Annotated in this window: 25 protein-coding genes; 3 read left to right on the plus strand and 22 right to left on the minus strand. The window is 64.4% G+C overall.

The window, feature by feature from the left end:
- Nucleotides 1-194 precede the first annotated feature (194 nt).
- From MSTE_RS13390 to MSTE_RS13455, 13 genes are all read right to left on the minus strand, one after another.
- Nucleotides 195-944 carry a hypothetical protein gene (locus tag MSTE_RS13390; RefSeq protein WP_096501892.1) on the minus strand — a complete coding sequence of 250 codons (750 nt, stop codon included), beginning with the start codon at nucleotides 942-944 and terminating at the stop codon, nucleotides 195-197.
- Nucleotides 931-1266 carry a hypothetical protein gene (locus MSTE_RS13395; RefSeq protein ID WP_096501894.1) on the minus strand — a complete coding sequence of 112 codons (336 nt, stop codon included), beginning with the start codon at nucleotides 1264-1266 and terminating at the stop codon, nucleotides 931-933. The genes MSTE_RS13390 and MSTE_RS13395 overlap by 14 nt, the downstream gene beginning before the upstream one ends.
- The gene (locus tag MSTE_RS13400; protein ID WP_096501896.1) at nucleotides 1263-1649 is read right to left on the minus strand and encodes a hypothetical protein; all 387 of its coding nucleotides are present in this window, start codon (nucleotides 1647-1649) and stop codon (nucleotides 1263-1265) included. Before MSTE_RS13400 ends, MSTE_RS13395 begins: the two co-directional genes overlap by 4 nt.
- Before the next feature lie 266 nt (nucleotides 1650-1915).
- A complete protein-coding gene (secG, locus tag MSTE_RS13405; RefSeq protein WP_030093493.1) occupies nucleotides 1916-2152 on the minus strand; it encodes a preprotein translocase subunit SecG in 237 nt (78 codons plus the stop codon).
- A gap of 80 nt (nucleotides 2153-2232) precedes the next feature.
- Nucleotides 2233-3018: a triose-phosphate isomerase gene (tpiA, locus tag MSTE_RS13410; RefSeq protein WP_096501898.1), complete on the minus strand. Its 786-nt coding sequence runs from the start codon at nucleotides 3016-3018 to the stop codon at nucleotides 2233-2235.
- An 11-nt stretch (nucleotides 3019-3029) separates the two neighbouring features.
- Nucleotides 3030-4256 (minus strand): phosphoglycerate kinase, encoded by a 1227-nt coding sequence (locus MSTE_RS13415; RefSeq protein WP_096501900.1) that lies wholly within the window; start codon nucleotides 4254-4256, stop codon nucleotides 3030-3032.
- 2 nt (nucleotides 4257-4258) lie between these two features.
- A complete protein-coding gene (gene gap / locus MSTE_RS13420) occupies nucleotides 4259-5281 on the minus strand; it encodes a type I glyceraldehyde-3-phosphate dehydrogenase (protein ID WP_030093498.1) in 1023 nt (340 codons plus the stop codon).
- A gap of 56 nt (nucleotides 5282-5337) precedes the next feature.
- Nucleotides 5338-6561 carry an MFS transporter gene (locus tag MSTE_RS13425; RefSeq protein ID WP_162291641.1) on the minus strand — a complete coding sequence of 408 codons (1224 nt, stop codon included), beginning with the start codon at nucleotides 6559-6561 and terminating at the stop codon, nucleotides 5338-5340.
- A gap of 179 nt (nucleotides 6562-6740) precedes the next feature.
- Nucleotides 6741-7718, minus strand: coding sequence for a DNA-binding protein WhiA (gene whiA, locus MSTE_RS13430; RefSeq protein ID WP_078343326.1), 978 nt, complete (start codon nucleotides 7716-7718; stop codon nucleotides 6741-6743).
- The gene (locus MSTE_RS13435) at nucleotides 7715-8791 is read right to left on the minus strand and encodes a gluconeogenesis factor YvcK family protein (RefSeq protein WP_096501904.1); all 1077 of its coding nucleotides are present in this window, start codon (nucleotides 8789-8791) and stop codon (nucleotides 7715-7717) included. Before MSTE_RS13435 ends, whiA begins: the two co-directional genes overlap by 4 nt.
- A complete protein-coding gene (gene rapZ, locus MSTE_RS13440; RefSeq protein WP_096501906.1) occupies nucleotides 8788-9702 on the minus strand; it encodes an RNase adapter RapZ in 915 nt (304 codons plus the stop codon). The genes MSTE_RS13435 and rapZ overlap by 4 nt, the downstream gene beginning before the upstream one ends.
- Nucleotides 9674-11719, minus strand: coding sequence for an excinuclease ABC subunit UvrC (gene uvrC / locus MSTE_RS13445; RefSeq protein ID WP_096501908.1), 2046 nt, complete (start codon nucleotides 11717-11719; stop codon nucleotides 9674-9676). The genes rapZ and uvrC overlap by 29 nt, the downstream gene beginning before the upstream one ends.
- A 313-nt stretch (nucleotides 11720-12032) precedes the next feature.
- The gene (locus MSTE_RS13455) at nucleotides 12033-12392 is read right to left on the minus strand and encodes a heme-binding protein (RefSeq protein ID WP_162291423.1); all 360 of its coding nucleotides are present in this window, start codon (nucleotides 12390-12392) and stop codon (nucleotides 12033-12035) included.
- 235 nt (nucleotides 12393-12627) lie between these two features.
- Between MSTE_RS13455 and MSTE_RS13460 the strand changes: the two genes are divergently transcribed.
- Genes MSTE_RS13460 through MSTE_RS13470 form a run of 3 tightly spaced genes read left to right on the plus strand, consistent with a single transcriptional unit; the run spans nucleotide 12628 to nucleotide 15559 of the window.
- Nucleotides 12628-12942, plus strand: a complete 315-nt coding sequence (locus MSTE_RS13460; RefSeq protein ID WP_057967980.1) for a hypothetical protein — start codon at nucleotides 12628-12630, stop codon at nucleotides 12940-12942.
- An 18-nt stretch (nucleotides 12943-12960) separates the two neighbouring features.
- Nucleotides 12961-13596 carry a hypothetical protein gene (locus tag MSTE_RS13465; protein WP_096501910.1) on the plus strand — a complete coding sequence of 212 codons (636 nt, stop codon included), beginning with the start codon at nucleotides 12961-12963 and terminating at the stop codon, nucleotides 13594-13596.
- Nucleotides 13597-13615: 19 nt separating this feature from the next.
- Nucleotides 13616-15559, plus strand: coding sequence for a gamma-glutamyltransferase family protein (locus MSTE_RS13470; RefSeq protein WP_096501912.1), 1944 nt, complete (start codon nucleotides 13616-13618; stop codon nucleotides 15557-15559).
- 9 nt (nucleotides 15560-15568) lie between these two features.
- Here the strand turns inward: MSTE_RS13470 and eutC are convergent, their stop codons facing one another.
- The 9 genes from eutC to MSTE_RS13515 all read right to left on the minus strand — a co-directional run bounded on the left by eutC (nucleotide 15569) and on the right by MSTE_RS13515 (nucleotide 25208).
- Complete coding sequence (gene eutC / locus MSTE_RS13475) at nucleotides 15569-16342, minus strand: ethanolamine ammonia-lyase subunit EutC (RefSeq protein ID WP_096501914.1); 774 nt, start codon at nucleotides 16340-16342, stop codon at nucleotides 15569-15571.
- Complete coding sequence (locus MSTE_RS13480) at nucleotides 16342-17754, minus strand: ethanolamine ammonia-lyase subunit EutB (RefSeq protein ID WP_096501916.1); 1413 nt, start codon at nucleotides 17752-17754, stop codon at nucleotides 16342-16344. The genes eutC and MSTE_RS13480 overlap by 1 nt, the downstream gene beginning before the upstream one ends.
- Entirely contained in the window at nucleotides 17751-19178 is a 1428-nt protein-coding gene (gene eat / locus MSTE_RS13485) for an ethanolamine permease (protein ID WP_096501918.1), read from the minus strand. Before eat ends, MSTE_RS13480 begins: the two co-directional genes overlap by 4 nt.
- A gap of 74 nt (nucleotides 19179-19252) precedes the next feature.
- Entirely contained in the window at nucleotides 19253-20776 is a 1524-nt protein-coding gene (gene exaC, locus MSTE_RS13490) for an acetaldehyde dehydrogenase ExaC (RefSeq protein WP_096501920.1), read from the minus strand.
- 103 nt (nucleotides 20777-20879) lie between these two features.
- Nucleotides 20880-22157, minus strand: coding sequence for a sigma-54-dependent transcriptional regulator family protein (locus MSTE_RS13495; RefSeq protein WP_096505845.1), 1278 nt, complete (start codon nucleotides 22155-22157; stop codon nucleotides 20880-20882).
- 152 nt (nucleotides 22158-22309) lie between these two features.
- Nucleotides 22310-22780, minus strand: coding sequence for a PH domain-containing protein (locus MSTE_RS13500; RefSeq protein WP_096501922.1), 471 nt, complete (start codon nucleotides 22778-22780; stop codon nucleotides 22310-22312).
- Nucleotides 22777-23265 (minus strand): 6,7-dimethyl-8-ribityllumazine synthase, encoded by a 489-nt coding sequence (gene ribH, locus MSTE_RS13505; RefSeq protein WP_096501924.1) that lies wholly within the window; start codon nucleotides 23263-23265, stop codon nucleotides 22777-22779. Before ribH ends, MSTE_RS13500 begins: the two co-directional genes overlap by 4 nt.
- Nucleotides 23262-24515, minus strand: coding sequence for a bifunctional 3,4-dihydroxy-2-butanone-4-phosphate synthase/GTP cyclohydrolase II (locus tag MSTE_RS13510; protein WP_030093516.1), 1254 nt, complete (start codon nucleotides 24513-24515; stop codon nucleotides 23262-23264). The genes ribH and MSTE_RS13510 overlap by 4 nt, the downstream gene beginning before the upstream one ends.
- Before the next feature lie 96 nt (nucleotides 24516-24611).
- Entirely contained in the window at nucleotides 24612-25208 is a 597-nt protein-coding gene (locus MSTE_RS13515) for a riboflavin synthase (protein WP_096501926.1), read from the minus strand.
- Nucleotides 25209-25227: the final 19 nt, after the last annotated feature.

Here is a 25227-nt window from a genome sequence, read left to right on the forward strand (position 1 = left end):
GCGCGCCAACGGTGGCGCCGCACGCCCAGATTCGATGCGGCAGCGACTTCTTACCGCGCTGCCGACCTGGCTGACGCTGACGGTCTGCACCGTCCTCTCCTGGTCCGAGAGTTCCTCGGGACACCCCTCCATCCCGGTGATATTGATCGTGCCGTCGTCTTCGCAATCCTGACCTACACCCTGTACGTGGCGGTCTAGCTCTCGTTGCCCTGTCCCGCGGCGAAGAGCGCATCCGGGTCTACAGACAAGCCATGCGCCGTCTGGGCCTGCGTCGGCGCAGACAGCTGAGCCGACACACCCGGCGACGGGGCGGCGACGGGTCCCGGTGCGGGCGTCTTCAGACGCTGCACATTGATCGCGAATTCGGTCACCGCATCCCGGATCGCGGCCGCATGCTCGTCAAGACGGTCTAGGAGCTGCGATAGCGTGCGCCCCATCTTGTTTCCAAGCTCGGAGGCATCCGCCACCGCGGAGGCGATGGTGGTCGCCACACTGCCGCCCTGGGTGATGGGCGAGGCAGCACGGGCCGCTGTGAACTCGGTGATGATGTCGTCCACGTACCCTTCCACCCATTGCCCGAGCATGCTTCGCGTGTGAGTGACCAGATCCGTCACGACGTTGATGCGCTGGTTGACATTCGCCGCGACGAGGCGCAGCTCCTGCAGAGCGTCATCGATAGCGCCTGCTGTCTCACCGAATCCTGTTGCCGCCGCACCACTGTGACCGTCGTCCAGCGCGCTGAGCACAGCCGACAGTTCCTGCTGCACATTGGTGACGTCGGCAATGCAATAGCGCCAGAACGTGGCCTCGGCGGACGCCGCGACCGGGTCACCCCGAAGCGCATTGAGTGGTTCTTCGAGGAACTGCACATGCTCGACCAAGAAGCCCAATCCGGCGTCATACAGGCGAGTGAGCGGTTTCAGCTCGGCATCAAGGGTGTCCACCGAACCCTTTACCAATCTTCGTCATCGCGGCGACAGTCTGATCCTCCGCCTCGGCGATCTGCCGAGCTTGATCGTGCAGGCGCTGCCCCGTCTCCACAATGACATCGCCGAGCGTGCGGACGGCATCGGACAGCTCATCGATGCTTCCCCGCACCGACATCACGAAATCCGATGACACAGACCCCAGGTCCTGATCGTCGAGCCCCTCGCCGTGATGCTCGAGCAAGAACCGCACCGACCCCCCGGCGGCCTCCAGGTTCGCCGCCTCGTGCAGCACCACATCGCGATCAAAGTGGAAGGTCCCGCCCGGCTCATTGCTCATGACGACGGTCCCAGATGTTCACCCTCCCCAAGGTGCCCCCCGTCCAGGTAGCCCTTGACGTAGTCCATGGCCGGTCCGTCACCGGTGAGGTCATGCAACGTGCTGTGGATCTGGCTGGCCGCATTGACCTGTGCCGCGGCAATAGTCCTGGTGATGATTGCCGACAGATCCCGCGCATCCATCGACAGCGTGGACTCATCGAGATCCAGCGCCTCGATGCGGCCTCCCGACCCCACGGTCACCGCGACTCCCACATCATCCTGCGCATGGCCGCGAACCAGGCCCACGGTCTGCTGTACGTACTGGGCACGCTGCCCAAGAACCTCCAGGCGATCCTGGTACTCACGGATCCATTGGCGGGGGTCACCACGGCACTCCGACATGTCGAGGGGCTCCTTTCCTGGGGGTACGGCCGGTGAAACGGGAACGTCCCCTCCGCGTCCCCGGTCCACCGACCGCTGATGGCATTCGTCGACTTCTGTGCCATACATAGAGATTGATGGTCCGAGGACATGAATCGGTTCCATGAATTTTGAAGAAATTTCTCGGCAAATAGATGAAACATCAACTACCAGCGAGAATATCCACCGCAGAGACAAAACAGCGGACTACCTGTGGAGTAGTCCGCTGCCGATAAAACGTCGTTCCGCTATCCGCCGAGCTTGATCTCCAGCCCAACACCGATGATCGAGATGACCCAAATGGCCGTGACGAAGTAGGTGAGCCGGTCCAAGTTCTTCTCCACCACGGTTGAACCGGAGAGGCTCGACTGCACGCCACCACCGAACAGTGTGGACAGACCACCGCCCTTCGCACGGTGCAACAGCACCAGCAGGACCACCAACAAGCTCGTGATCACCAGGATGATCTGCAGCGCCAATTCCATGGGGTTAGCCTACCGGCTCCCTTCTGGTCGGCCGCGCAGGGATGACCCCTCGTCGCGCGCCGTCCTCACCGGTAGGTGGGCTACAGCAGCGGTCCGCCGGCCGCGATCGCCGACATCTGGGCGAACTGCTCGCCATCCAGCGAGGCGCCGCCCACCAGGGCGCCGTCCACATCGTCCTGCGCGACCAGTTCGCCCACATTCTTGGCATTGGCCGAGCCGCCGTACAAGACGCGCACCGAGGCGGCCACTTCCGCATTCGCGATCTGGACCAGCTCGGCACGGATCGCGGCACACACCTCCTGCGCGTCCGCCGCGCTGGCCACCCGGCCGGTGCCGATGGCCCACACCGGCTCATAGGCGATGACAACCTTGTCGACCTGCTCGGCGGACAGCCCGGCCAGCGACCCCCGCAGGGAGTCCACGTTGTACTGCACGTGGTCCCCCGCTTCGCGGATGTCCAGGGCTTCGCCGATACAGACGATCGGCGTCAGACCGTGTTTGAGGGCCGCGGCCGCCTTGGCGGCGACCAGCGCGTCATCCTCGGCGTGGTACTGACGACGCTCGGAGTGCCCCACCACGACGTAGGTGACGCCCAGTTTGGACAGGAATGCGCCGCTGATCTCGCCGGTGTAGGCACCCGAGTCATGCACCGACAGGTCCTGTGCGCCGTAGGTCAACCGCAGCTTGTCCCCGTCGACCAGGGTCTGCACGCTGCGAATGTCGGTGAATGGCGGAATGACCGTCACGTCCACCTTGTCGAAGTACTTGTCCGGCAACGAGAACGCGATCTTCTGCACCAGGGCGATGGCCTCGAAGTGATTGAGGTTCATCTTCCAGTTGCCGGCGATCAACGGCTTACGCGACATGCGATGCTCCTCTAGCTTTCGAGAACGTCGATACCCGGAAGCGCCTTGCCTTCAAGGTATTCCAGGGATGCACCACCACCGGTGGAGATGTGCGAGAAGCCGTCGTCCGGCAGGTCCAGCGCACGCACCGCAGCCGCCGAGTCACCGCCTCCGACCACGCTGAACGCGCCCTTCTCGGTGGCCGCGATGATCGCCTCGGCGACACCTCGAGTGCCCGCGGCGAAGGCGGGGAACTCGAAGACACCCATGGGACCGTTCCAGAAGATGGTCTTGGCGTTCGACAGCACGGCCGTGAACCGCTTCACCGACTCGGGCCCGATGTCCAGGCCCATCTTTCCGTCCGGGATAGCATCCGCGGCAACGATTTCCGAGGGCGAATCGGCCGCGAACTCATCGGCCGCCACGATGTCCATCGGCAGGTGGATCACATCGGCATAGGTATCCAGCAGCCGCTTGCACGTGTCCACCATCTCCGGCTGCACCAGCGACTTGCCGACCGGCAGCCCCTGCGCGGCCAGGAAGGTGAAGCACATCCCGCCGCCGATCACCAGGCTGTCGGCCTTAGTGGCCAACGATTCGATGACCGCCAGCTTGTCGGAGACTTTGGACCCGCCGAGCACCACCGCGTACGGACGCGCGGTGCTGGCCGTGAGCACCCGCAGAACTTCCACCTCGGCCGCGACCAGACCACCCGCGTAATGCGGCAGCAGAGTCGCCACGTCGTAAACGGAGGCCTGCTTACGATGCACCACACCGAATCCATCGGAGACGAACGCACCGTCGGTACCCGTTGGGCCGACGACCAATTCGGCCAACTCCTGGGCCAGCGCCCGCCGCTGCGCGTCATCCTTGCTGGTCTCACGCGGGTCGAACCGGATGTTCTCCAGCAGCAGCACGTCACCGTCGGTCAAGCCTTCGGCACGCGCCAGCGCATCGGTCCCGACAACGTCGCCGGCCACCTGCACGTGCTGCCCCAACAGCTCACTGAGCGCCGCACCCACTGGAGCCAGGGACAACCTGGGGTCCGGCGCACCGTCGGGGCGGCCCAGGTGCGCGGTGACGATGACCTTGGCCCCGGCACCCGCGAGCGCGCGGATGGTCGGGACCGAGGCCACGATGCGGCCGGGGTCGGTGATGTTGAGGTTGTCGTCGAGCGGGACGTTCAGGTCCGATCGGACCAGCACGCCCTTGCCCGAAACTCCCTCGGCCAGCAGGTCGTTGAGGGACTTGATCGCCATCGTTACAGCGACTTGCCGACCAGGCCGACCAGGTCGACCAGGCGGTTCGAGTAACCCCACTCGTTGTCGTACCAGGAGACCACCTTGGCCTGGTTGTCGATCACCTTGGTCAATCCCGCGTCGAAGATCGAGCTGTGCGGGTCGGTCACGATGTCCGAGGACACGATCGGTGCGTCGTAGTACTTCAGGATGCCCTTGAGCTTGCCCTCCGCGGCGGCCTTCATGGCGGCGTTGATCTCGTCGGCGCTGGCGGCCTTGGCCAGCTCCACGGTGAGGTCGGTCGCCGAGCCGGTGGGGATCGGCACGCGCAGGGCGTAACCGTCGAGCTTGCCCTTGAGCTCGGGCAGCACCAGACCGATGGCCTTGGCGGCGCCGGTCGAGGTCGGCACGATGTTCAGCGCGGCGGCGCGAGCGCGGCGCAGATCGCTGTGCGGGCCGTCCTGCAGATTCTGATCCTGGGTGTAGGCGTGGATGGTGGTCATCAGGCCCTTGACGATGCCGAACTCGTCGTTGAGCACCTTGGCCAGCGGTCCGAGGCAGTTCGTGGTGCACGAGGCGTTGGAGATGATGTTCTGGCTGCCGTCGTACTTGTCGTCGTTGACGCCCAGCACGATGGTGATGTCCTCGTCGCTGGCGGGCGCGGAGATGATGACCTTCTTGGCACCGGCGTCCAGGTGGCCCTGCGCCTTCTCACGCTTGGTGAAGATGCCGGTCGATTCGACGACGACATCGACTCCCAGGTCGCCCCACGGCAGTGCCGCCGGACCTTCGCGGACCTCGAGGGCCTTGATCTTGTGGTCGCCGACGACGATGGTGTCATCGCCCTCCAGGCTGACGTCGTACGGCAGCCGACCCAGGATCGAGTCGAATTTCAGCAGGTGGGCCAGGGTGGCGTTATCGGTCAGGTCGTTGACCGCGACAATCTCGATGTCGGTGTTGATCCCTTGAGCCTTCTGCGCGTCCAGTGCCCGAAAGAAGTTCCGGCCGATCCGGCCAAACCCGTTTACGCCTACCCGGACAGTCACGTAGCGCTCCCTCTTTGTCTGTTTGATCTGTGGTGTACCCGTTATCGGCACTCACATTAGCCCAGGGGGTGCGCCATTTCGTCCCGGCCCAGTCGCGCGACGATGTGGGCGATGACCGCCAACACCAGCGGTGCCACGCCGGCGATGACGAACACCGTGGTGTTGCCGATGATGTGCGCCACGGGAACCACCAGTGCGAACGAGGCGGGCAGGCCGACGAGGGACACGAAGAAGTCCATACTCGCCGCGCGGCCGAGCATCTCCTCGGGCACGCGACGCTGCATCAGGGTGCCCCAGATGACGTTGGCCGCCTGCATGGTGCCGCCCACGATGATCATGGCGAGCGCGATCATCCAGACGCGTCCGGTGAACCCGATGAGCACCAGGGGCAAGGACCCCGCTCCCCACATCAGGATCATCACCGTCAGGTACCGGCGAGCCAGCGGCAGTGACGACACGATGAAGGACCCGGCCGCGCCGGCCAGGCCGAACAACGCCAGCACCGTGGCATGTGTGCCGGGGTCTCCGCCATGGTCCCGGATGACGAACGGCAGCAGAATCTCGATGGGCCCGACGACCACCAATACGTAACCGATCGCGAACAGCAGCGTGGCGAAGAACCAGGTGGTGTGCACCATGTAGCGGAACCCCTCCGCCAAATCGGCCAGCGCACGGCGCACCGGATGCCGGCGTACATCGGGCACGGCGGCCGGCTCGTGGGTGTGCCGGACCAGCAGCAGGCAGCCCATACCCGCCGCCACCAGCGCACCCTCCAACAGGAACGCTCCGCCCGGTGACCACACGCTGACGATGGCGGCACTGACCGCGGGGCCGGCCGCGAGCTGCATCACGGGCCGCAGCACGCCTTCGATTCCGTTGGCAGCCAACAGCTCATCGGCGGGCAACAAACTCGGCAACAACGCGGTGTATGCCGGGATGTAGAAACCTTCGGCAATCCCGAACAACAGTGAGTTCAGCGCCAGATGCCAGATGTGGGCGGCACCGGTCAGCGCGAGCGTCGCGGTGGTGAACATCAGCACTGTCTGCAGGGCGAGCGAGCAGCGCATCACCCACAACTTGGGCAGTCGATCAGCGGCGACACCCGCGGGCAACACGCTGATCAGCAGACCCACACTGAAGGTGGTGCCGACGATCGCCACCTGCGCCGGCCCGAGCCCCATCCGGATGACCTGCCAGACGAGCGCCACCGTCCACATGCCATTGCCCAGCAGCGTCACTGCCAGACCCAGCGTCAGCAGTCGATAGTCGCGATGCCGCAACGGACGCAGCGCGCGCGGGAGACCGCTGCTCTGATGGTGTGGCTCCTCGCCCGAAGAGTCCTCGGGCATTTCCCCAAGGACCCCTTCGGTTTTCACCTGCTTAGCGAAGTCCACCGATTCAGAGTACGAAAGCGCTCCGACAATTCGCCATCGGTTTTCACTCGTCGCGAGGCGACTTGTTACGCGTCTTCGAGCAGCTCCGGGGTCACCGCGGACTCGGTATCGGGGATCCCGTCGGTCTTGGCCTTGCGGTCTGCCATCGAAAGCAACCGCCGAATACGGCCCGCGACAGCATCTTTGGTCATCACCGGATCGGCGAGACGGCCCAGCTCCTCAAGTGATGCCTGCCGGTGCTCAACGCGCAGCTTTCCGGCGGCCGCGAGATGGTCGGGCACGGTGTCGCCAAGGATTTCCAGGGCACGCTCCACGCGTGCAGCCGCCGCAACCGCAGCGCGCGCAGACCTGCGCAGGTTCGCGTCGTCGAAATTCGCGAGCCTGTTCGCTGTTGCCCGCACTTCGCGGCGCATCCGGCGTTCTTCCCACGTCAGTCGGGTGTCCTGCGCGCCCATCCGGGTGAGCAGGGCACCGATGGCCTCACCATCGCGAACCACCACACGATCACTGCCCCGCACCTCACGCGCCTTGGCGCTCACGCCGAGTCGTCGGGCCGCGCCCACCAGTGCCAGCGCGGCCTCCGGCCCCGGACAGCTGACCTCCAGCGCCGAGGATCGTCCGGGTTCGGTCAGCGAGCCGTGGGCCAGGAAAGCGCCGCGCCAAGCTGCCTCGGCATCGGCCACGCTGCCGCCCACCACCTGTGCGGGCAGCCCACGCACCGGGCGGCCCCGCAGGTCGAGCAGACCGGTCTGCCGGGCAAGAGCCTCGCCGTCCTTGGCGACACGGACCACGTAACGAGTGGTCTTGCGGATACCGCCCGCGGACAACACGTGCACCACGGCGTTGTAGCCGTACAGATCGAAGATGTCCTTGCGGAGACGCCGCGCGATGCTGCCCTGGTCGACTTCTGCCTCGACGACAACTCGGCCGCTGACGATATGCAGTCCGCCGGCGAACCGCAGCAGCGACGCGACCTCGGCGCGCCGGCTACTGACCTGAGTCACCACCAGGCGGCTCAGTTCGTCTTTGACCTCGGCGGTCATCGCCACGGGGTGTCCCCTCTCTGGATTCCATGCTGCGTGCTCCCGCCCCCCGCTGCCAGGCGCACCGTGGATTCGGCATCTGTTCCCGCGGCCGCAGCCGCACTACCCGTTCGTACTCGATCCAAGACCGCCGACAGTTTCGCAGGGTCATGTAAATGTGTACCAGGGCGCGAGACGTCAGCGAATTGAACGTGCGCATTGAACAAGGCGGCCGCCCTGGTCAAGTGGTCGCGTTCGGTGGCATCTGCGGAGGCAGATTCGACGACGATGTCGTGCACACCGAACTCGGGCGCGTGTTGCGAGAGTACGTGCAAATGACGCTCCGCGGAAAAGCCCGCCGTCTCCCCCGGCTCCGGGGCCAGATTCAAGATCAGGGCTTTGCGGGCACGGGTCTGTTGCAATGCAGCGAAAAGTTCGGGCACCAGGACATGTGGGATGACACTCGTGAACCAGGACCCAGGCCCTAAAACCACCAGGTCGGCGGCCATGATGGCCTCCACGGCCTGCCGGGTGGCGGGCGGATTACCCGGATGCATACGTACGCGGCGCACCTTGCCCGGAGTGGTCGCCAACGCCACCTGTCCCCGGATCACCCGGCTCATCCGGGGATCGGACTCCAGGCCCGACACGTCTGCCTCGATCTGCAACGGAATCGGGCACATCGGCAGCACCCGCCCGGTGATGCCGAGCATGCGGCCCATCTCGTCGAGCGCGGTGACCGGATCGGCGAGCATGTCGGTGAGCCCGGCCAGAATCAGGTTGCCGATCGGGTGCCCGGCCAACCCGCCGTTGCCGCCCAGCCGGTGCTGGATGGCCGTGGCCCACATGCGCCCGCGCGGGCTGTCGGAGGCGAGCGCCGCCAACGCCATCCGCAGATCGCCGGGTGGCACGATCCCCAGCTCGGAACGAATCCGCCCGGACGAACCGCCGTCGTCGGACACCGTGACCACGGCGGTGATGTCATGGGTGAGCCGTCGCGCCGCCGAGAGTGTGGCGTACAGACCGTGCCCGCCGCCGAGGGCAACGATCCGTGGTTCGCGTCGCGCGAACGGCTGGTCGGTACCGGGGTTCATTCGCGCCCCAGGTCGCGGTGCAACACCCGTACCGACAAGCCTTCATCGGGGGCAAAAGATGCGGCCAACGCCTCGGCGATCGCAACACTGCGATGCTTACCGCCCGTACAGCCGACCGCGATTGTCATGTAGCGCTTTCCCTCTCGCCGGTAACCGTCGATGACGAGGTTCAGCAGCCGATGGTATGTGTCCAGGAACTCGTCCGCGCCCGGTTGGCTCAACACGTACCGACTCACCGATGGATGCTGACCGGTATGCGGCCGCAGCTCATCTACCCAGTGCGGGTTCGGTAGAAATCGGACGTCGACGACCATATCGGCATCCATCGGTAGTCCATATTTGAATCCGAAAGATTCCACGGTGACGCTCAGATGTGCGACCGTCTCGGTGCTGAAGGCACGTTCGATCGCGGCACGTAGTGCGGGTACCGGCAACGACGACGTGTCGATAACCAGATCCGCCGAGGCCCGGATGGGCGAGAGCAGCGTGCGTTCGGCGGCGATGCCCTCGGCAAGGGTCTGACCGCCCTGCAGTGGGTGACTGCGCCGGTTCTGTTCGTAGCGGCGCACCAGGCTCTCGTCGGAGGCCTCCAGGAAGAGGACGCGTGGGCTGATGCCCCGAGTGGCCAGGTCGGCACGCACTGATTCCAGATCTCCGGTAAAGCCTCGGGACCGGACATCCATCACCACAGCGAGCTGCGTGATGCGTGAACCCGCGGCAAGACCCAGGTCGACCATCCGGGTAATCAGTTCGGGGGGCAGGTTGTCGGCGACATACCATCCCAGGTCTTCGAGCACCTTGGCCGTAGTGCCGCGTCCCGCGCCCGATAGGCCCGTGACCAGGACGACGTCGATATCGGCGTTCGTGGGTCCGCTGGCGAGATTAGGGGGATCGATTGTCATCGACTCCATTTTCGACCATGGCGGGCAGTGGTGCTTCCGTTGCATAGGAAGTCGCCTCCGAATTGCTCGGACCGACGAGTGCTTCACGTACCGCGAGTGCGGTGGCCGCACCGATACCCGGAACTGCGGTGATCTCCTCGAGGCTGGCTTTCTTGAGCTGCGCCACCGAACCGAAGTGCGAGACGAGCGCGGCCCGGCGCGCCTCTCCCAGCCCCGGTATCCCGTCGAGCACCGAGGCGGTCATCCGCCGGGACCTCTTGCTGCGATGGAACGTGATGGCGAATCGGTGCGCCTCGTCGCGAACGCGCTGCAGCAGATACAGCGCCTCGCTTGTTCTCGGCAGGATCACCGGATCCGGCTCACCCGGCACCCATACCTCCTCGAGGCGCTTGGCCAAACCGATCACCGCGACATCGGTGACACCCAGTTCACTCAGTTCGGCGGCGGCCGCGTTGACCTGCGGCGCACCACCGTCGACGACGAAAAGGTTGGGCGGATAGGCGAACTTCCTCGACCTGCCTTCCGGAGCCGCAACGCCGGCGACATCCGGTCCCGCGCCGGCGTCACCGTGAACCTGCTGATCCTGCACGTGCCGGGCGAATCGGCGCCGAGTGACCTCCGCGATGGAGGCGACGTCGTCGGAGCGCCCATCGCCGGCAGCCTCCCTGATGCTGTAGTGACGGTAGTCCGACCGGCGCGACAGCCCATCCTCGAAGACCACCAATGAGGCCACCACATCGGTGCCCTGGACATGGCTGATATCGATGCACTCGATGCGCAGCGGCGCCTGCTCCAGGCCGAGTGCATCTTGAATCTCCTGCAACGCCGCCGACCGTGTGGTGAGATCGCCTGCGCGCTTGAGCTTGTGCTGCGACAGGGCCTCTTTGGCATTGCGCTCCACCGTCTCGGCGAGCGCCTTTTTGTCGCCACGCTGCGGTACCCGCAACGAGACCCGTGAACCCCGTAGACCGGTCAACCAGGAAGTCATGCCCTCGGCATCGCGCGGCAGCACCGGCACGAGAACCTCGCGCGGCACCGGAGCCACATCGGCATCAGTGTCGGCGACATACGCGAGATCGGCCTGGTCGCCGTAAAACTGAGTGAGGAACTGTTCGACGAGTCCCTCAAGATCGGAATCGCCCGGGTCCCCCGATTTTTCGACGATCCAGCCACGCTGGCCGCGAACCCGACCACCACGCACGTGGAACACCTGCACCGCGGCTTCCAGCTCGTCGTCGGCGAAGGCCACCACATCGGCGTCGGTGCCATCGCCGAACACAACGGTCTGTCGCTCCAGTGCTCGCTGCAAGGCAGAAATGTTGTCGCGCAGCCGGGCCGCCCGCTCGAAATTGAGTTCCTTAGCCGCATGGTTCATTTCACGTTCCATGTCCCGGGCCAGACGATCCGTCTTACCGGAGAGGAAGTCGCAGAAATCCAGAACGATCTCACGGTGCTCTTCGGCGCTCACCCGCCCAATGCAGGGTGCCGAACATTTCTCGATGTATCCCAGCAGGCATGGGCGGTCAATCTGTTTGTGCCGCTTGAACACTCCGTTAGAGCAGGTGCGGGCCGGGAAGACCCGGGTAAGCAGGTCGAGCGTCTCCCTGATGGCCCACGCATGCGAGTACGGGCCGAAGTATCGCACGCCCTTACGGCGGGGCCCGCGATAGACGAACAGCCGCGGGTACCCCTCGTTGAGCGTGACCGCAAGCACCGGATACGACTTGTCGTCGCGGTAGCGCACGTTGAAGCGCGGATCGAATTCCTTGATCCAGTTGTACTCGAGCTGCAGGGCTTCGACCTCGGTACCCACCACGGTCCACTCCACGCTGCCGGCGGTGGTGACCATCTGCCGGGTACGCGGATGCAGGCTGGCGATATCGGCGAAGTACGAGGTGAGCCGACTACGAAGACTTTTGGCCTTGCCCACGTAGATGACCCGTCCGTGCGGATCACGGAATCGATAGACCCCCGGCTCGACGGGTATCGAGCCGGGGGTCGGTCGATAGGTCGAGGGATCGGGCACGTATCCAGGCTAGTCGCGGAGTCCGACTAACCCCGGCGCGCAGAGCGCGTCCGGTCCGGGCCCGTCAGTGGTCGGACCAAGGAATCCCCAGCAGCTCCTGCTCAACCTCGGACTCCCACACACCAAATGGATCGTCTGTGTAGATCTTGCATCGATAGTGCTCGGGGTCTTCGTGCGGGGCGCACGGCGGAATATCCGCGTGCGCAACGTTCAGACTTGCAGTGGCAAACAACGCCAATGCGGCCATTCCGATGATGGATCCTCGCTTCAGGAGGCCTGTGATAAATGCAACACTGCGCATCGCCATTGCCCCCTATTCCGAATCGCCGACTGATTCAAGCGACTCGGCGCTGCACCTGGTCTTGAAATCGGTGAGTGGCCGACGGATATCCTGAAGATCTTGTTTCACATCCGGGTGTGAGCTCATGTACTGCCGCAGGTCGGTACGAATTTCCTTAGCATTTTTGCCCTTCAAACCCGACAAGAAGTCATTCACTTCGGGGTGCGTGTGCAGATAGACCGATTCCGAGGCGGAAACCCCCGCCACAATCCCCGCTAAGTCAGCAGCCGAGCAGTCGGCCGGTTCGGCACTTGGGTCTGCGTGAGCAACATTACAAAGGAATACGCCCCCGATAAGCATCGAAGACACATATCCAGACATCACTTTCGCCATGGCTATTCGCATAAACAACAGTAGCATCGAGCTAACGTTGTTAACCCGTTAATGGGTAGCTGTTTACTTAATCGAGCTCAATCGTTGGATTGCTGTTCATGCGATAACCCGGCACCTATCCGCACCCGAGCAGACCGGGCCTCGCTCTTAGCGCAGCTCAGAATCACGGGCTTCCAGACGCGGCGCGTGTGATCGGCTAGCCTGGAAAGAGAATCAACTACAAGGTGAGGGCTTTATGACGGTACGTAGATTGCCTGGTGGATTCATACCTGTCCTGCTCGTAGCGGCCTCCAGCTTTTCTCTGGCGACGGCAATTCACGCGCAGGCCCGACCGTCGAATGACGCCGATGCAGTGATCAACAGCCTGCAGGCCAGCGGCTATCGCGTCACCGTGACGAGAATCGGATCGGGTCATCCAGATAACTGCACCGTCCAATCCGTCAATCAGCAATCGCCGGTTTCCAACGTCGCCAGCGCGCGTGATATGCGCAACAGGCCGACATCGGTTCCGGTGTCCACCAAGGTCGCCCACGTCACGCTGGCGTGCTGACACAGAAGGACGAATTGAATGAAGTTCGGCATTAGTTCCCTGGCTACCGTATTGCTGACGATGAGCGGGATCGCGTTGTCACCCGTGATCGCCGCGGCCGATCCCGATACCCCGGCACCCGCACCGAATTCCGAAGCCACCACGCGGACAGCGATACTTCCCGTCTTCGCGCAGGAGGGCATCAAGGTCAGGACCGGTAAACCCGGCGAGTTGTTGACAATCCACCTGCCCGACGGCGCTCCCCTCTTGCCCGCGGAATGGGGCCCCGACGGAGAGGCGACCTATCGGTCTGCCGACACCGACTTCACGGTGACCCCTCTTGTCGACGGCGGCGAGTACTTCACCATCGTGAAGAAGAACCCCTCCGACTCATTCGACTACAACCTGCACCTTGCTCTTCCCGCGGGCACCCACTGGGTGCGCCACGACACCACACTGCTGATCGAATCCGATGCCGCCGGTGCGGATCAGCCGCCACTGCTGGTCGGGATGTTCGCATCCCCCGCAGTAACCAGCAGCAAGGGCACCACGATCCCGCTGACCGTCACGATCGATCCCGATGGCCAGGTGCTGCTGTCCGGGCGCAGTGCCGAACTCACCAACACGCCCGTCGAGATCGGTTTCTCCTACCACCCGGTCGACCTCAGCCCGTAGCCGCTACCGTGATGGAACTGTGAGGATTCCACCACGACCGCTAGCCGTCCTCGCCATCGCTGTACTCGTGACAGCCGGCTGCTCAACCGACCACGCAACGCATCCGGGCGCCGGATCCGAGCCGTGCAGCATCTCCACCAATGGCGTTCCCGTCACGAACAGCGCCGTCGCGGGCCCCACCGGGAAACGCGATATCTCCATCAACCCCGAGATCGCGACCGGCTATCGCACGGGCATGACGGCCGTTCGCACTGCCGGCTTTGCCGTCGCGACGGCCAACCCACTGGCCACCCAGGCGGCCTGCCGAGTGCTACGCGACGGCGGGTCCGCGGCCGACGCATTGATCACCGCACAAGCCGTCCTCGGGCTCGTCGAGCCGCAATCCTCCGGGATCGGGGGCGGCGGCTTCCTCGTCTACTACGACGCCAAGACGGGCGCCGTCGAGGCCTATGACGGCCGAGAGATAGCTCCTGCGGCGGCCACCGAAAACTATCTGCGCTGGATCGATGACGCCAACAGAGTCAAGCCCATTCCCGATGCCCGATCATCGGGCCGCTCCATCGGCGTTCCCGGCATCCTTCGCTTACTCCACGACGCCCATTCCGTGCACGGAACCGTTTCGTGGCGCGACTTGTTCACTCCGGCAGTTCAATTGGCCGACGAAGGTTTCGAGATCAGCCCACGGCTCGCTGCCGCCATCAGCGGCTCGGCGGCCGGCCTTGCCATCGATCCCGAGGCGGGCACGTACTTTCTCAACCCCGACGGATCGGCGAAGCCCGCGGGGACGAAGCTGACCAATCCGGCCTACGCGAAAACCCTCGGCGCGGTGGCCACCGACGGGCCTGACGCGTTCTACCGGGGTGCCATCGCCGAAGATATCGTCGCGGCGGCGGCTGATACCTCGTCCGGACGCACCCCAAGCCTGATGACGGCGGCCGATCTCTCCGGGTACACGGCCAAGCGTCGTGAATCCCTGTGCACCACATACCGTGATCACGAAATCTGCGGTATGCCGGCACCATCCTCGGGCGGCATCGCCGTCGCGGCCACTCTGGGTATCCTGCAAAACTTTCCGATGGCCTCCTACCGCCCCACCGACGTCGACCTGGACGGCGGAAGACCCACTGTCGACGGGGTGCACTACATCGCAGAGGCCGAGCGGCTGGCCTATGCCGACCGTGACAAGTACGTCGCCGACACCGATTTTGTGGCACTGCCGGGTAATTCACCGAAGACCCTGCTCAACCCGACCTACCTGACCGAACGTGCCCGGCTGATCTCCGGCGAGAAGACGATGGGCACCGCCCGGCCCGGCGAATTCAACGTTCCGGCGTCTGCGGCGGTATCCACCCCCGAACACGGCACCAGCCAGGTGACTGTCGTCGACAGGCAAGGCAACGCCGCATCGCTCACCACCACAGTGGAATCCGCGTTCGGCTCCTTCCACATGGTCGACGGCTTCATCCTCAATAACCAGCTCACCGACTTCTCCGCCGAGCCCGTGGGCAAGGACGGACTTCCCGTCGCCAATCGGCTACAGCCGGGAAAACGGCCGCGTAGCTCCATGGCCCCCACCCTGGTCTTCGAACGCACGGAGTCCGGCAAGCGTGGCGCGCTGCTGCTGGCGCTGGGCTCTCCGGGCGGTGCGGTGATCATCCAATTCGTGGTGAAAACCCTTGTCGGCATTTTAGATTGGGGGCTCGATCCACAACAGGCGGTTTCCATGGTGGACTTCGGCGCCAACAATTCGCGCAAGACGAACGTCGGTGGAGAGCACCCCAACATCGATGCGCACAACAATGGCTCCGACGATCCACTGATCCAAGGGCTGCGCAGTCGAGGACACACTGTCGATGTCGCCGATCAGTCCAGTGGGCTGTCGGCGCTGGTGCGACGAGGTCAGGGATGGATCGGCGGTGCGGATCCGCGCCGTGAGGGCCTCGTCATGGGTGACACGGGATAAGCACGCAGATCAGCCCAACTCGCCCTGTCCGGGCCCGTCAATCGCGCTCGCACGCGAGGTGTCCTTGAGCGACACGCCAGAACGGCCCAACCGGCGCGCACCACCGACCAGACTCGCCGCGATATGTGCGGCCTCGCGGTAACTGAGCCCGTCCGGCGGGTGGATATTGGATATGCAATTGCGATCGGCGTCGGTACAGCCCGGGCGCGGCAGATGCGTGAGATAGATGCCGAGGCTGTCGACAACGCTGAGGCCGGGCCGCTCCCCGATGATGACAATCAGCGTTCGGTACCGCCCCTGCGCGGCGATGTGATCGCCCAGCGCCACCCGGGACTGCGTAGCGATGACGGGCGCGGCCAGGCTGTAGGAAACGCCGAGTTGCAGGACGAGTTCGCATAGCAGGGGGACGCCGTGGCGCATGAGGGCCGTGGGTGACAGACCATCGGCCAGCACGAAGCCGATATCGGCTGCTTCCCTCGGCACCGAAGACAAGTCGGCCGGCAACCGCCCGAGGTCGGGTCTGCGTAAATACTCTGCGCGCGAACTCACTTGGCTGGTGACCACCGCCGGTGTGCCCAGTCCGATACCACCGACTTCGGCGGTGAGACGCTCGGTGTCCAGGGGCACGTGGACCGCATCGCGGGCAGCCGCGTGCGCGGTAGCCAAGTCCAGCACATCTCGCGTGTGCAGCGCATTGCCCGCCCGGTCCAAACCGATCCGGGCCTGGGTGTTCACCCGCAGCTCTTTCCAAAACCTTTGACGGGCAACATCACCTGCCGTCATCAGGCACCCGATGCCGTCAGCGCACGCAATGGCGAGCTCGTCACGTCGAAGGGGGTGAGAGCGCCGGCTTCGTCGATCATTCCGATGGCGTGCAGCCACTGTTCGAACTCGGGTGCAGGACGCAGGCCCAACGTCCGGCGAGCCTGCAGGACATCATGAAACGACAGACTCTGGTAACCGAGCATGACGTCGTCGGCACCGGGAACAGTGATGACGAATGCCACCCCGGCGGCGGCAAGCAGGATCAGCAGTGTGTCCATGTCGTTCTGGTCGGCCTCTGCGTGGTTGGTGTAGCAGACGTCGACACCCATCGGCAGACCGAGTAGCTTGCCGCAGAAGTGGTCCTCCAATCCGGCGCGGATGATCTGCTTTCCGTCGTAGAGATATTCCGGCCCGATGAATCCGACGACGGTGTTGACCAAGAATGGGTCCAGATCGCGGGCCACCGCGTAGGCGCGCGTTTCGAGGGTCTGCTGATCGACAGGTTTATCGCCGATACCCAGGTGGGCCTGGGAGCTCAGCGCCGAACCCTGGCCGGTTTCGAGGTACATGACGTTGTCACCGACGGTCCCACGCCGCAGCGCCCGGGTCGCATCGCGACCTTCACGCAGCAGCGCGATGTTCACTCCGAAAGCAGAGTTGGCGCCCTCTGTGCCTGCGATCGACTGGAACGTCAGATCCACCGGCGCACCCCGCTCGATCAATCCGATGGTGGTGGTGATGTGTGACAGAACGCACGACTGGGTCGGAATGTCGTAGCGCGACCTGATCGAGTCCAGCAGATAAAGCAGATCCGATGTGGCTTCCGGCGAATCGGTCGCCGGATTGATACCGATAACCGCGTCACCACACCCCAGGAGCAGCCCATCGAGCACGGCTGCGGCGACACCCCGAGGATCATCGGTGGGGTGATTCGGCTGAAGCCGGGTGGCCAGCGTGCCCACGCCACCTACCGTGGTGCGGAAGGCTGCGCTCACCCGCATCGCCGCCCCGACCGCCACCAGGTCTTGATTGCGCATGATCTTGCTGACCGCCGCCGCCATCTCCGGGGTTACCCCGGCAGAAACGGCAGCGATGCGCTGAGCACCGTCGTCATGGGATGCACTCTGCAGCAACCAATCCCGAAAGCCACCGACCGTCAGATGCGCGATGTCCGAGTAGGCGCGTCGATCGTGGCTGTCGATGATCAGCCGGGTAACCTCGTCGGTTTCGTAGGGCACCACCGCTTCGTTGAGAAACGTATCGAGTGGCAGGTCAGCGAGAACCCATGCCGCGGCTGCCCGTTCAGCATCAGAATCCGCCGCGCAGCCTGCGAGCTGGTCACCCGATCGCAGCGGCGTCGCCTTGGCCATCACGTCCACCAGCCCGTCGAACGCGTAGCTGACCCCCGCGACCTGTTGCCGGTACTTCACGTGAGCTCGCTTTCAGCCTCCGCCAGCATCGCGAACTCCTCGTCGGGCGAATTCGCCACCAGGCGGTGGCGGCTGTATAGCGCGAAATAGACCATGAATGCCGCGAACACCGCCAGGCACAAGCCCGCAGCCACCGGGTTGACCAGGAAGGTCGCGATGACCGCCAGCACCGCGATGGCCAAAGCGAAGCCGGTGGTGGCCACACCACCCGGCGTACGGTACGGCCGCGGCATGTTGGGCTCGCGCACGCGAAGCACGATGTGGCTGACCATCATCAGCACATAACTCAGGGCCGCACCGAAGACCGCCATGTTGAGCAGCAGGTCGCCATGTCCTGTCAGCGACAGTGCGAACCCGATGACGCCGGGGACGATCAGCGCCAGCGTGGGCGCCTTGCGCGAATTGGTCACCGACAGCATCGTCGGCAGATAGCCCGCGCGGGAGAGCGCGAACAGCTGCCGTGAGTATGCGTAGATGATCGAGAAGAAGCTGGCGATCAGCCCGGCCAACCCGATGTAGTTGACCAGCTTGGCGGCAGTGCCGTGACCGAGCGCCTCGACCAGCGGATTACCCGAATCCGACATCTGTTCTGCGCCACCGGCACCCGTGGTAAGCACGAGTGCGATCGCACAGGTCACCAGCAGCACGCCAATCGCCGCGATAATCCCCCTCGGCACATTGCGTTCCGGATTGGCCGTCTCCTCCGCCGCCAGTGGAACACCCTCGACGGCGAGGAAGAACCAGATCGCGAACGGGATGGCCGCCCAGATACCCAGGTATCCATGCGGTAGGAAACTCGAGGACCCGGCCGCACCCGCATCCACCGCGATGTTGGTGAGATTGTGGACGTCGAACTGACCGGCCGCGGCAACCGCGAAGATCAGCAGGCCAACCAAGGCGATCGCGGTGATCACGAACATCACCTTGAGTGCCTCGCCAACCCCCGACAGGTGGATCCCGATGAACAACGCATAGGCGGCCAGGTAAACCCACCATCCATTGGTGATGCCGAACAGACCCAACGATTGGACATACGCGCCGATGAATGTCGCGATGGCGGCCGGAGCTATCGAGTACTCGATGAGAATTGCGGTCCCCGTGGCAAATCCGCCCCACGGTCCGAGCGCACGGCGTGCGAAGGTGTAACCGCCGCCTGCGGTCGGCAGCGCAGACGAGAGTTCCGCCATCCCCAGCACCAGTGCCAGGTACATGCCGGCGATCACCACGGTGGCGATGGCCAACCCGCCGAAACCGCCTTGGCCGAGGCCAAAGTTCCAGCCCGAGTAATCGCCGGACACCACGTAACTCACCCCGAGGCCGGCCAGCAGCAGCCAGCCCGCACTCCCCGATTTGAGTTGGCGCTTGCGCAGATAGTCCGCGCTTTCGAGATGCTCCTCGACGAGGCCGTGCTTGGTGGTCGCCATATCGTTTCCTTGCTCTCCACAGATCAATTCAGTTGAATGACTTCGCTTTCGGGTGACATCGCCGGTGGCGTTGCTCAGAAGAAGCCCTGGGCCTTGGAGCTGTAGGACACCAGCAGGTTCTTGGTCTGTTGGTAGTGATCCAGCATCATCTTGTGGTTCTCGCGGCCAATGCCCGACCGTTTGTAGCCGCCGAAGGCGGCGTGCGCGGGATACTGGTGATAGCAGTTGGTCCACACCCGGCCGGCCTTGATGTCACGCCCGGCGCGATAGGCGATGTTGCCGTTGCGACTCCACACTCCGGCGCCCAGCCCGTACGGAGTGTCGTTGGCGATGGCGATCGCGTCGTCGTAGTCCGCGAAGGAGGTCACGGCCAGCACCGGCCCGAAGATCTCCTCCTGGAAGATCCGCATCGAGTTCGTACCGGCGAAGACCGTCGGCGTCACGTAGTAACCGCCCGACAGATCGCCGCCGAGCTCGGCCCGCTCACCGCCGGTAACCAGCCGCGCCCCTTCGGATTTGCCGATATCGATGTACGACATGATCTTTTCGAGCTGCTCGTGGGAGGCCTGCGCCCCCATCATCGTCTCGGTATCGAGAGGGTCACCCTGGCGGATGGCCTTGGTACGGATGGCGGCCAGCTCCAGGAACTCATCGAAGATGTCGGCCTGTATCAGGCTCCGCGAAGGACAGGTGCACACCTCACCCTGGTTGAACGCGAACATCGTGAACCCTTCCAGGGCCTTGTCCTGGAAGTCGTCACCGGCGACCATCACGTCGGAGAAGAAGAGGTTGGGGCTCTTGCCACCGAGTTCCAGGGTGACCGGAATCAGGTTTTGGCTGGCGTACTGCATGATCAGCCGGCCGGTGCTGGTTTCGCCGGTGAACGCGATCTTGGCGATCCGGCTGCTGGATGCCAGTGGCTTGCCCGCCTCCACCCCGAACCCGTTGACGATGTTCACCACGCCGGGAGGCAGCAGGTCGCCGATAAGAGAGAACAGGTACAAGATCGACGCGGGGGTTTGTTCGGCGGGCTTGAGTACCACCGTGTTGCCCGCGGCGATGGCCGGGGCGAGTTTCCAGCTCGCCATCAGCAGGGGGAAGTTCCACGGGATGATCTGCCCGACCACGCCGAGGGGCTCGTGGAAGTGGTAGGCGACGGTGTCCTCGTCGATCTGCGAGAGTGAACCCTCTTGCGCCCGAAGGACACCGGCGAAGTACCGGAAATGATCGATGGCCAACGGGATGTCTGCGTTCAGGGTTTCCCGGATGGGCTTGCCGTTGTCCCACGACTCGGCAACGGCAATGGACTCCAGGTTGGATTCCATCCGGTCAGCGATCCTGTTGAGGACGAGCGCCCGATCCGCCGGCGAGGTCTTGCCCCAGCCGGGGGCCGCGGCGTGCGCGGCATCGAGAGCCTTCTCCACATCGGCCTCACCGGAGCGCGGTATCTCGCAGAACACCTCCCCCGTCACCGGCGTGCGATTCTCGAAGTATCGGCCCTCGGCCGGAGGAACCCATTGCCCACCAATGAAATTCTCGTAGCGGGATGCGAAAGTCATCAGCGATCCCTGCGCACCCGGGTGGGCGTAAACAGTCACGGCGTTCTCCTGCCTTCAAGACATCACATGTGTCGGTGATCACTGAAGGTAGGTTTTGGCCCGTTGCAGCACGGTTGCAACTTCCGGCCAACGGTGGCGGTGCTCAGGCGAGGTCGGAGTCCAGCGCAATGAGATGGCCACGCGCTGCGGAGCGGCCGACAACCCCAGCACCCTGGTGATCGTGCAGCGCCTGCCATCCCTGGCGGTCATCGCGAGCCTCCGGCAGGTCGAGCCAACGACGCAGCAGCTGCAGATCACCGTCGGCAAGTGCCGCGCTGCGAAGGCTGGTGCTCAGCTCCAGGCGCAGCCGCGCAATTGCGGGAGCTGCCGAACGCGGCAACAGCTGGCCCGAGTAGTGGTCCATGGCCCTGGCGATATCACCGGATCGAAGCGCGGCGAAGACATCATCCATATCGCTTCCCACATGTTCGAGCAGCCGGTATGGGCGGGACCCGATCAACTCGTCCCCCACGATGCGCCGCAATCGGGACATCTCGGCGCGAACGGTGACGACGTCGAGATCGTTTTCGTCGAGCAGTATCGCCAGATGGTCGGCGCTCAGACCCTCCGGGTGACGCATCAGCAGCGCCATGATCTCGGCGTGGCGACCGGACAGCCGGTGCTGTCCGCCGCCGGTGTGCAAAATCGGGCGGTCGGCGCCGAGCAGCGTCACACGCGGTTCGACACCACTTTCCGGCTGACCGCGCCGCGGGTAGTTCAGCGCGATGAAATGCTCGACGGCCACTGCCGTAGCACGCACCAGGGCCAGGGTCTGAGCCGATGCAACAGCCGAACCGCCGGTGAGATCGATGCTTCCCAGGGCCTCGCCGGTCAGCGGGTCATGTATCGGCACCGCGGTGCACGACCATGGCCGCACCAACCTGCAGAAATGCTCGCTGCCACGGATCTGCACCTCCCGATCCAGGGCGAGGGCGGTACCCGGGGCATTAGTGCCCACGGCCCGCTCGCTCCAGTCGGCACCGGGTACAAAGTTCATCGAGGCCGCCTTGCGGCTTGCGCCCGCGTCGCCTTCCACCCACAGCAGTGCGCCGTCGGCAGCGGTAACCCCGACAAGCACGCCCGAGTCCGTGGCATGGTCCACCAGCAGACGACGAATGACCGGCAGCGCGCCGGCCAGTGGATGACTGCTACGCAGCTCGGTCAGGGTCCTCGCGGCGGCCGCCTCACCGGGCCCGCGATCAGGATCGACACCGGTCGCCAGGCTCCGTTGCCAGCTTTCGGTGACGAGACGCGGCAGCGGTATCGACTCCAGATACGAACCGTCTACCTGACCTGCTACAAAGAGGTCGTGCGCGTTCCGTACGGACGCCAGCGACGCCCGAACACCCCCGCGGCGCGCGGTAGTTCTCGTAGTCGCCACGTTCTCCAAGCTCTCTGCCCTGGCCATATTCGCAGGCACGTTCGGTATTGACACGATACGTGGACATCGCCACCACGGCCGGAAACTGGGTGAGATGAGCGGCCGCCCGCTCACGAACGGCTTTCCTGCCCGGATCGCGTCGAATACGGCGGCTAGGCCGTCGACTGCTCCGTGTACTTCACGACCAGGCCCCGCAGCGCGTCCATCGCGTCGACGGCCCGCTGCTTGTCGATGGCCTGAATCGCCATCAACGGCTCGTATTCGTAGTCGTCCAGGTCCAGCCGTGCCCATTGCGCACCGGCGGGAAATGAGACTCCAACTACCTCGGACCACGGGATGAGTTTGGGACCCAGCACATTACGTACCTCGAGCCCCACCACACCGGCACGTACCCGCGGGCGCGCGAACATGAGGACCACACCCGCGATGACAAAGCCCACCAACGCGATACCGATCTGGTCGGAGGTCTTGAAGATCACCCCGCTATTGGGCGAGATCTTGAGCAGCACCCCCACCGCGACATGCGCGGCCGCGATGATGAAGGCGGCGGCGTACACGAAGTACGGCGATAGGTGCGGTTTGAGGACGAGCTCCCATGCGCCGTCCCGTGGCGATTCGGTCACGCCTCAGTCCACGGCTGGCGAAGCCGACGCAGCGTCAGCGCGGTATCCAGCGCGGCGGCCGCCGCCTGGGCACCCTTGTCTTCGGAGGAATCCGGCAGTCCGGCACGGTCGAGGGCCTGCTGCTCGTTGTTCACGGTCAGCACTCCGTTGGCCACCGGTGTGCTCGTATCCAGGGAAACACGGGTCAGACCGGTAGTCACCGCGTCGCACACGTAGTTGAAATGCGGTGTCTCGCCTTGGATTACGACCCCGAGCGCAACGACGGCGTCGTGGGTACGGGCCAGCGCCTGCGCCACGACGGGTATCTCGATGGCACCCAGGACCCGAACGACGGTCGGACGATCGATCCCCGCGTCGGCCGCTACGCGCTTGGCGCCCTCCAGCAGCGCGGTGCAGATCTGGTCATGCCAGGTGCTGGCCACTATCGCCAAGCTGAGACTTGATGCGTCACCGACCTTCAGTGACGGGATGCCCTCGCCGCTCACGCGCCGTCGGCCTCAGGGTGATCGTCAAGATCGGCCAGATCGTGCCCCATCCGGTCGCGCTTGGTGCGCAGGTATCGGATGTTCTCCGAGTTGGCGCGCACCGGCAGGGGCACGCGCTCGATGATGTGCAGGCCGTATCCGTCCAACCCCACCCGCTTGGCGGGGTTGTTGGTCAGCAGTCGCATGGACTTCACCCCGAGGTCCACCAAAATCTGTGCGCCCAAACCGTAATCACGCGCGTCGGCAGGCAAACCGAGCTTGAGGTTCGCATCTACGGTGTCCTCACCGGCGTCCTGCAACTGGTAGGCCTGCAGTTTGTGCATCAAGCCGATACCGCGCCCTTCGTGGCCGCGCATGTACAGCACGATGCCGCGCCCCTCCTTGGCCACCATCTCCATTGCCGCATCCAGCTGCGGACCGCAATCGCAACGGCGAGAGCCGAATACGTCGCCGGTCAGACACTCAGAGTGCACCCGCACCAATACATCATTGCCGTCGCCTTCGGGCCCGGAAATGTCTCCCAGTACCAATGCCACATGCTCGACGTCGTCGTAAATGCTCGTGTACCCCACCGCACGGAACTCGCCGTGCTGAGTGGGAATCCGTGCCTCCGCGATCCGCTCCACATGCTTCTCGTGCTTGCGCCGCCACTCGATCAGGTCCGCGATCGATACCAGGGCAAGGTTGTGTTCGTCGGCGAAGACCCGCAGTTCCTCGGTTTGGGCCATGGCGCCCTCGTCTTTTTGGCTGACGATCTCGCAGATCACCGCGGCGGGCCGTAGCCCCGCCAGCTTCGCCAGATCCACCGAGGCCTCGGTGTGGCCCGGACGCCGCAGCACTCCGCCGTCCTTGGCGCGCAACGGAACAACGTGGCCCGGTTTGGTGAAGTCATCGGGTGCGCTTGTCGCATCGGCCAGCAACCTCATTGTCGCCGCGCGATCGGACGCCGAAATCCCGGTTCCGATACCATTTTTCGCGTCGACGGTGACCGTGTATGCGGTGCCGTGCTTGTCCTGGTTTACCGCGTATTGAGGTAAGAGTCCGAGGCGATCGCAGTCCTCCCCGGCCAGCGGCACACAGAGGTAGCCCGACGTGTATCGCACCATGAACGCCACCAACTCCGGGGTGGCCTTCTCCGCGGCGAAAATCAGATCGCCTTCGTTCTCCCGATCCTCATCGTCGACGACGACGATGGCCTTACCGGCGGCGATATCGGCGACAGCGCGTTCGATGCTGTCCAACCTGGTCATGGGGACCACTCTCGTTAGGGGCGTGTGGGGCACGTTAATTATGAACCACCGCGAATCGAACGATTCGAGCGCTGTTCACTCAGCGGAACCAGGGACCTAAGAACGGTGCTCGAGGAGGCGCTCCACGTACTTGGCAATGACATCCACTTCTAGGTTCACCGGCGTCCCCACCTCGGCAGATCCGAGCGTCGTCAACCCCAAGGTGGTGGGAATCAGCGACACCTCGAACCAATCCGGCCCCAGTGCCGACACCGTCAGTGACACCCCGTCCACGGTGATCGAGCCCTTTTCGACGACGTATCTGGCCACCTGTGCGGGCAGTGAGACGCGCACCACTTCCCAGTTCTCCGACGGAGTGCGGACAAGCACGTTGCCGGTGCCGTCGACATGCCCTTGCACGATGTGCCCACCGAGTCGGCTGTTGACCGCCGCTGCACGCTCAAGATTGACCTTCGTACCCGTCCCGATCTTGTCCAGGCTCGAGCGCGACAAGGTTTCCCCCATGACGTCGGTGGTGAAGACTCCACCGGGACGCACCTCGACCACCGTCAGGCAGACACCATTGACGGCTATCGAATCGCCATGTTTGACGTCCTCGACAACCAGCGGGCCGAGGACGGTGAGGCGGGCAGAGTCGCCGAGATCCTCTCTGCCCAAGACCTCGCCAAGCTCTTCAACGATTCCGGTGAACATGGAACCAGACTAGGACGAC

The sequence above is a fragment of the [Mycobacterium] stephanolepidis genome, from assembly GCF_002356335.1.
In the GTDB taxonomy this organism is placed as follows: Bacteria; Actinomycetota; Actinomycetes; order Mycobacteriales; family Mycobacteriaceae; genus Mycobacterium; species Mycobacterium stephanolepidis.

Excerpts from the sequence above, each read along its gene's own strand:
- MSTE_RS13395 (WP_096501894.1), bottom strand. The coding sequence starts at position 1,266 with ATGAGCAATGAGCCGGGCGGGACCTTCCACTTTGATCGCGATGTGGTG.
- MSTE_RS13400 (WP_096501896.1), bottom strand. The coding sequence starts at position 1,649 with ATGTCGGAGTGCCGTGGTGACCCCCGCCAATGGATCCGTGAGTACCAG.
- secG (WP_030093493.1), bottom strand. The coding sequence starts at position 2,152 with ATGGAATTGGCGCTGCAGATCATCCTGGTGATCACGAGCTTGTTGGTG.
- tpiA (WP_096501898.1), bottom strand. The coding sequence starts at position 3,018 with ATGTCGCGTAAGCCGTTGATCGCCGGCAACTGGAAGATGAACCTCAAT.
- MSTE_RS13415 (WP_096501900.1), bottom strand. The coding sequence starts at position 4,256 with ATGGCGATCAAGTCCCTCAACGACCTGCTGGCCGAGGGAGTTTCGGGC.
- whiA (WP_078343326.1), bottom strand. The coding sequence starts at position 7,718 with ATGACCGCCGAGGTCAAAGACGAACTGAGCCGCCTGGTGGTGACTCAG.
- MSTE_RS13435 (WP_096501904.1), bottom strand. The coding sequence starts at position 8,791 with ATGAACCCCGGTACCGACCAGCCGTTCGCGCGACGCGAACCACGGATC.
- rapZ (WP_096501906.1), bottom strand. The coding sequence starts at position 9,702 with ATGGAGTCGATGACAATCGATCCCCCTAATCTCGCCAGCGGACCCACG.
- MSTE_RS13455 (WP_162291423.1), bottom strand. The coding sequence starts at position 12,392 with ATGGCGAAAGTGATGTCTGGATATGTGTCTTCGATGCTTATCGGGGGC.
- MSTE_RS13460 (WP_057967980.1), top strand. The coding sequence starts at position 12,628 with ATGACGGTACGTAGATTGCCTGGTGGATTCATACCTGTCCTGCTCGTA.
- MSTE_RS13465 (WP_096501910.1), top strand. The coding sequence starts at position 12,961 with ATGAAGTTCGGCATTAGTTCCCTGGCTACCGTATTGCTGACGATGAGC.
- eutC (WP_096501914.1), bottom strand. The coding sequence starts at position 16,342 with ATGACGGCAGGTGATGTTGCCCGTCAAAGGTTTTGGAAAGAGCTGCGG.
- eat (WP_096501918.1), bottom strand. The coding sequence starts at position 19,178 with ATGGCGACCACCAAGCACGGCCTCGTCGAGGAGCATCTCGAAAGCGCG.
- MSTE_RS13510 (WP_030093516.1), bottom strand. The coding sequence starts at position 24,515 with ATGACCAGGTTGGACAGCATCGAACGCGCTGTCGCCGATATCGCCGCC.
- MSTE_RS13515 (WP_096501926.1), bottom strand. The coding sequence starts at position 25,208 with ATGTTCACCGGAATCGTTGAAGAGCTTGGCGAGGTCTTGGGCAGAGAG.